Annotated in this window: 5 protein-coding genes; 3 read left to right on the top strand and 2 right to left on the bottom strand. The window is 62.6% G+C overall.

The genetic code is table 11. The features are described 5' to 3' along the window. Together ABS88_RS22490 and ABS88_RS22485 are read left to right on the top strand one after the other, a co-directional pair. The coding region (locus tag ABS88_RS22490; protein WP_286750637.1) for a 2OG-Fe(II) oxygenase family protein at positions 1-1,220 on the top strand (1,220 nt) is incomplete at its 5' end. A 2-nt stretch (positions 1,221-1,222) separates the two neighbouring features. Further along, a complete protein-coding gene (locus ABS88_RS22485) occupies positions 1,223-3,112 on the top strand; it encodes a tetratricopeptide repeat-containing sulfotransferase family protein (RefSeq protein WP_286750636.1) in 1,890 nt (629 codons plus the stop codon). 36 nt (positions 3,113-3,148) lie between these two features. Here ABS88_RS22485 and ABS88_RS22480 read toward each other — a convergent pair whose 3' ends face one another. Next, positions 3,149-3,421, bottom strand: coding sequence for a hypothetical protein (locus ABS88_RS22480; RefSeq protein WP_286750635.1), 273 nt, complete (start codon positions 3,419-3,421; stop codon positions 3,149-3,151). A gap of 47 nt (positions 3,422-3,468) precedes the next feature. After that, positions 3,469-6,045 (bottom strand): ATP-dependent chaperone ClpB, encoded by a 2,577-nt coding sequence (gene clpB, locus ABS88_RS22475; RefSeq protein WP_286750634.1) that lies wholly within the window; start codon positions 6,043-6,045, stop codon positions 3,469-3,471. A 130-nt stretch (positions 6,046-6,175) separates the two neighbouring features. Between clpB and ABS88_RS22470 the strand changes: the two genes are divergently transcribed. Then, on the top strand, positions 6,176-6,597 hold a 422-nt coding region (locus ABS88_RS22470; RefSeq protein ID WP_286750633.1), incomplete at its 3' end, for a penicillin acylase family protein.

Here is a 6,597-nt window from a genome sequence, read left to right as displayed (position 1 = left end):
CGGGCCATGCCGCAACCGCCTTATTCGAAAAGGCGGTGCGACTCGCTCCTGCAGATGGATCGGTGCATCAGGGCCGTGCTGCCGCCCAGCTTGCCGAAGGCAATGCGGGCCGCGCCATTGCCGACCTTGAAGCGCTGGTCCGTGAGAATCCGCTTTGGATCGACGGGCACAGAACACTGGCGCGCTTGCGGGGCCAGGAAGGCGAGGATCCTGCGGCGGCCCTTGATCGGGCGTTGGCACGCTTGCCACGGCAAGCCGATTTGCACCGTGAAAAGATTAATATCCGGCTCGAAGCGCGCGATCTGGAGGGCGCCGACATAGCATTGCGGACAGCACTCGAGAATATAGGGGCGCCCGCGTGGCTGAAGGAGACGGCTGCACACATTGCCTCCGAACGCGGCGATCTGGCGAAGGCGGATGAACTGTTCACGGAGCTCGGCGCACCACAAAGCGTCGAATTGGCAGCGCAACGCGCGCGCCACCTCGTCCGGGCCAATCGCCCGGATTCGGCGGATTCGCTGATCGACCATTGGGTCGCACGCGATTCTGGGCGATTGCTTTGGCCTTATCGCAGCCTTGCCTGGCGAATGCTCGACGACCCGCGCTGGCGTTGGCTGGATGATCAGCCGTCCTTGGTGCGGTCGGTGGATATTGCCGAGGCCGTGGGCGACATCGGCCAGTTGGCGAATTATCTTCGTGACCTGCATAACAGTCGTGCGGCGCCGCTTGATCAGTCGGTTCGGGGCGGTACGCAAACGGACGGAAACCTGCTGCTGCGCGACGCCCCGGTGATCGCGCGGCTGCGCGAAGCGATTATGACGGCTGTCGAGGCATATATAGGGCTGCTGCCGCCCGCGGACGCCAATCATCCCGCGCTGCCCAAAGCGCGACGACCGATCCGAATTGCTGGAAGCTGGTCGGTCCGGTTGGTCGACGAAGGATTTCATGCTGATCATGTGCATCCGCAAGGATGGATCAGTTCAGCCTTCTACGCCGCTGTCCCGAACACTACAGCTGAAGGGCAGGTACGTCGTGAAGGATGGTTGAGTCTGGGCGAGGCGCGCGATCTGGTACCGGGCTTGGCGCCCTTGCAAATGGTGCAGCCGAAGCCGGGTCGACTTGTGCTGTTCCCATCGACGATGTGGCATGGTACGCGCCCCTTTCCCGCGGGCGAGCGGATGACCGTTGCCTTCGATATCATGCGTCCACGACAAGGTTAGAAATGATGGCGACACGGCCGCCCGAACAATTTTCTCCCCCGCCCGCGCTTATGAAGGCTATGCAGTTGATGCGTGCCCAAGACATGCAGGGTGCCCTTGATATCATCGAGGCCGCTCTCACTGATGCCGATGATCTCGCCCCCTATCTGGCCCTTGCCGGTCATGCGACCCTTCATCTGAACAGGTTTGAAATGGCGAGCGGATACCTCCGCCGCCTGCTTGATCTTCGCCCCGATGACCGCGCCACGCGTGCCAATCTGGCTAACGCATTGGTAAGCCTTCAGCGCTTCGACGAAGCGCTCGCCCTCGTCGAAGGCGCCGAAGCCCCTACGCTTGCACGTATCGAGGGATATATACATCAACAGGAAGGGCGCATATCCGCTGCTGCGGAAGCCTATCGACGAGCTCTGGCCGCGAACCCCGATGATCTGTCCAGCTGGAACAACCTTGGCAACGTGCTGGGCGCTGTCGATGATTTTGATGGAGCTATCCACGCGTTCGAGCGTGCGATTTCTATCGCCCCAGGCGAGGCATCTATCTATCGCAATCTTGCGGAGATACTGCTGCGTGCGGAACGGCATGAGGCGCGACTGAAGGTGCTGCTCGATGCCGAGAAAAGCGCACCCGACGACATTAACCTGCTGACGGAGATTGGCTTGGCGCATGCGCGCCTGGATGACATGGATGCCGCTATAACGGCCCTGAAGCGAGCGGTGGAGAAGGCGGAAAGCTTCGGCGATCCGCACATTGAACTTGGCATGATCTACGAAAGCCTGAATCGCGTTGACGATCTAGCTGCGCTCATTGATCAAATCGATCGGGAAACGGCGCCGCCGGAATTTTCGTATCTACTCGCGTGGCGGGCTCGACGCGACGGTGCCTTTGATGAGGCGGCCGAGTACGCTGCAGCCATCCCCGAGACGATCCATCCGATGCGCCGCTTTCACCTTATCGGCGGGATTGCCGATCGCCGGGGAGATGCCGATACGGCGTTTCGCGCGTTCGAGCGCATGAACCAGGAGGCGCTGGCAACGGCCGGGCCGATTGAGGGCCTCACCTATCGAGAAACCGTGGAGCGGGATCTTGCTCTGTGGACTGAAGCTTGGGCGGCTGAGTGGGAGGCGGTTCAGGTCGAAGACGGCTGTCGAGACCCCATCTTTCTGGTCGGCTTCCCCCGATCTGGAACGACTTTGCTCGATACGATGTTGATGGGATTGCCCAGTCTGTCAGTTCTTGAGGAACGACCGATGATGGCCAAAACTGGCAAATTGCTGGCTGATGACGAGGATATCCGTAAACTCGATGCCGACCGGGTTGCGGAACTGCGGACTGCCTATTTCAACTTTGCTCGCGAGTCGGGCTGGGACGACGGCCGTTGGTTGGTCGACAAGCACCCGCTCAACATGGAACGGGTACCCATGATCCATCGTCTGTTCCCGAACGCCAAAATTATTTTGGCCGAACGCCATCCCTATGACGTTGTACTCAGTTGTTTCATGGCGAATTTTCAGGTTAATCTGGCAATGCGCAGCTTCACTTCGCTCGACGAGGCAGCGCGGACCTATGATGCGGTCTTCAAGGCGTGGCATCGCGGTATCGGCCTGTTGCCCGCGGCAAATCACTCTGTCCGCTATGAGCGGCTCGTTGCAGACTCAAGAAGTGAGCTCGAACCGCTTATCAAGTGGCTGGGTCTGGAATGGCATGACGACCTGCACGATCACCGGAAGGCGGCCAGCAGCCGGGGCCGCGTACGAACCGCAAGCTATTCGCAGATCGGTGAAAAATTATATACCCGCGCTACGGATCGCTGGCGTCGCTATGCCCCCTATCTGGAGGCCGTCCTTCCCATTTTGCGGCCTTGGGCGGAGCGCATGGGATATGAAGCCGTCTGATTGCGCTGATATCAGACGGCTTCATGAGCACCAAGATTATTGGCTGACCTTTGGCCGGTTCGTTTGAACGCGTTCTGTCGTCCGACGCTGCTCTGCGCGCATTTCTGCCCACTCAGCAGCAGTCGCGCAGGTCTCTTTGGTTGCCAGCCGTGAACCGATAACCCGATCGCGGCGACAAATGATACGATTGGCGTCCGCTTCCTTCTTCTCCTTCTTTTCAGCCGTCGGCGCCTTAGCGGCGGGGTCGCTCATCGCCCATGCCGATGGTGTAAGCGCCAGAAGGGATACGCCAATAATCAATGCTTTCATCTCGTATTCCTCGGAAGAAGGGGGGTGTGTTGCGATATCATGCCACCTCAGCAGCTTAGCGTCAACGCGCCGTCGCCTTCGTCCACTTTGACCGTCGATCCGTCCTTGACTTCACCTTTCAGGATCAGGTCGGCGAGCGGGTCCTGCAGATATTTCTGCACCGCGCGCTTCAGCGGCCGCGCGCCGTAGACGGGGTCGTAGCCGACTCGGCCGAGCCACGCGCGCGCGGCGTCGGTGAGGTCGAGCGTCACCTTGCGGTCGTCGAGCAACTTCTGCACCCGCGCCACCTGAATATCGACGATGCCGCCCATATGCTGCTGCGCGAGGCGGTGAAACAGCACGATCTCGTCGAGCCGGTTCAGGAACTCGGGCCGGAAATGCGCGCGCACCACCTCCATGACGGCGGGCTCGGCCTGCTCGACCGGCGCGTCGTCGGGCAGCGCCGCGATCGCCTGGCTGCCGAGGTTCGAGGTCAGGATGATCAGCGTGTTGGTGAAGTCGACCGTGCGCCCCTGCCCATCGGTCAGCCGCCCGTCGTCGAGCACCTGCAAGAGGATGTTGAACACGTCGCCATGCGCCTTTTCGACCTCGTCGAAGAGGACGACCTGATAGGGACGGCGGCGGACGGCTTCGGTCAGCACCCCGCCTTCCTCATAGCCGACATAGCCCGGAGGTGCGCCAATCAGGCGCGACACGGCGTGCTTTTCCATGAATTCGGACATGTCGATGCGGACCATCGCATTGTCGTCGTCGAACAGGAACCGCGCGAGCGCCTTGGTGAGCTCGGTCTTGCCGACGCCCGTGGGGCCGAGGAAGAGGAACGAGCCCAAGGGCCGGTTCGGATCCTGTAGCCCCGCGCGGGCGCGGCGGACCGCGGTCGAGACGGCGTGCACGGCTTCGTCCTGGCCGATGACGCGCTTGCCGAGCGTCTCTTCCATCCCGAGCAATTTCTCGCGCTCGCCTTCCATCATCCGGTCGACCGGGATGCCGGTCCAGCGGCTGACCACCGCGGCGATATCGTCGGCGGTGACTTCCTCGCGCAGCATCGCATTGCCCGCGGCGGCCTCTGCCTCCTCGAGCCGCTTTTCGAGCGCGGGGATCGTGCCGTAGCTGAGCTCGCCCGCGCGGCCGAGGTCGCCCGCACGCTGCGCCTGTTCGAGCGCCGAGCGTGCGGCGTCGAGTTCTTCCTTGATCTTCGCCTCGGCGTGGATCTTGTCTTTTTCGGCCTGCCATTTCTGCGTCAGTTCGGCCGACTGCTGTTCAAGATTGGCAAGTTCGGCCTGCAGCGCGGCGAGCCGGTCTTTCGATGCCGCATCGGTCTCCTTGGTCAGCGCCGCTTCCTCGATCTTCATCTGGATGATGCGGCGGTCGAGATTTTCGATCTCCTCGGGCTTCGATTCGACCTCCATGCGGATGCGGCTCGCCGCCTCGTCCATCAGGTCGATCGCCTTGTCGGGCAGGAAGCGGTCGGAGATATAGCGGTTCGACAGCGTCGCTGCGGCGACGATCGCGCCGTCGGTGATGCGCACACCGTGGTGCAGTTCGTATTTCTCCTTGAGCCCGCGCAGGATCGAGATCGAATCCTCGACCGTCGGTTCGCCGACGAACACCGGCTGGAAGCGCCGCTGGAGTGCCGGATCCTTCTCGACATATTTGCGATATTCGTCGAGCGTGGTCGCGCCGATGCAGTGAAGTTCGCCGCGGGCAAGCGCCGGCTTGAGCAGGTTGGACGCGTCCATCGCGCCGTCGCCCTTGCCCGCGCCGACGAGCGTGTGCATCTCGTCGATGAACAGGATGATCTCGCCCTCGGCGGACTTCACCTCGTCGAGCACGCCCTTGAGCCGTTCTTCAAACTCGCCGCGATATTTGGCGCCCGCGATCAGTGCGCCCATGTCGAGCGCAAGCAAGCGGCGGTCCTTCAGGCTGTCGGGCACGTCGCCATTGGCGATGCGCAGCGCCAGGCCCTCGGCGATGGCGGTCTTGCCGACGCCGGGTTCGCCGATCAGCACAGGGTTGTTCTTGGTGCGGCGCGCGAGGATCTGCACGGTGCGGCGGATTTCCTCGTCGCGGCCGATCACGGGGTCAAGCTTGCCCGACCGCGCGACTTCGGTGAGGTCGCGCGCATATTTCTTGAGCGCTTCGAAACTGTCTTCGGCGCCCGCGCTGTCGGCGGTGCGGCCGCGGCGCAGTTCGTTGATGACGGTGTTGAGCGCGTCGGCCTTCACGCCCGCGTCGGCAAACGCCTTTCCGACCGGAGTGGAGGAGGCGAGCACCATCGCGAGCAGCAGCCGTTCGACGGTGACATAGCCGTCGCCCGCCTTGGTCGCGACCTGTTCGGCCTGATCGAGCAGGCGCACCGCGTCATTGTCGAGCCCCGGCGTCGCCTGCGCGCCCGATCCCGACACGGCGGGAACCTTGGCGAGCAGCGCGTCGATGCCGGCGACTGCGCGCGGCACATCGCCGCCCGCGCGCTGGATCAGGCCCGCGGCCATGCCTTCATTGTCTTCGAGCAGCGCCTTGGCGATATGCTCGGGACTGATCCGCTGATGATTCATGCGGATCGCAATCGTCTGCGCCGCCTGCAAAAAGCCCTTGGCGCGATCGGTAAATTTTTCGAGGTTCATGTGGATAAGCCCCTTTCTCGTCACCAGAGATAGTGTTGCCCATTTGCAACACAAGAGCATGGCTTTTCGCGCCGCAAATTTTCCGCCATGAGGTCGCCCAGTCCCCATAAAGCATGGAGCGGGAAAGCGGATGCGTAAATTTTTCCTTGGCCTCGTCCTCCTGCTCGTCGCGGTGGCGGTGGGTCTTGCGGCGTGGGACCCGTTGACCGCCGAGGCTTCGCCCGCACCGGCGTTCCGGCCGACCGATGTGCAGATCGCGCGCGACAAGTTCGGGGTGCCGCATATCTTCGGCAAGACTGATGCCGACGTCGCCTATGGCGTCGCCTACGCCCATTCGGAGGATGATTTTGCGACGCTGCAAGAGGTGATCGCGATGACGCGCGGGCGCACCGGCGCGCTGCTCGGTGCCGATGGCGCCAAGATCGATTATGTCGCGGAACTGCTGGATATCCGCAAGACCGCGGCACGCGACTGGCCGCCCCTGCCCGCCGACGTGCGCGCGCTGTTCACCGCCTATGCTGCGGGGCTCAACCATTATGCCGACAAGCACCC

This window comes from Sphingopyxis sp. SCN 67-31, from assembly GCF_001725095.1.
This window is presented reverse-complemented; position numbering and strand designations above follow the sequence as displayed.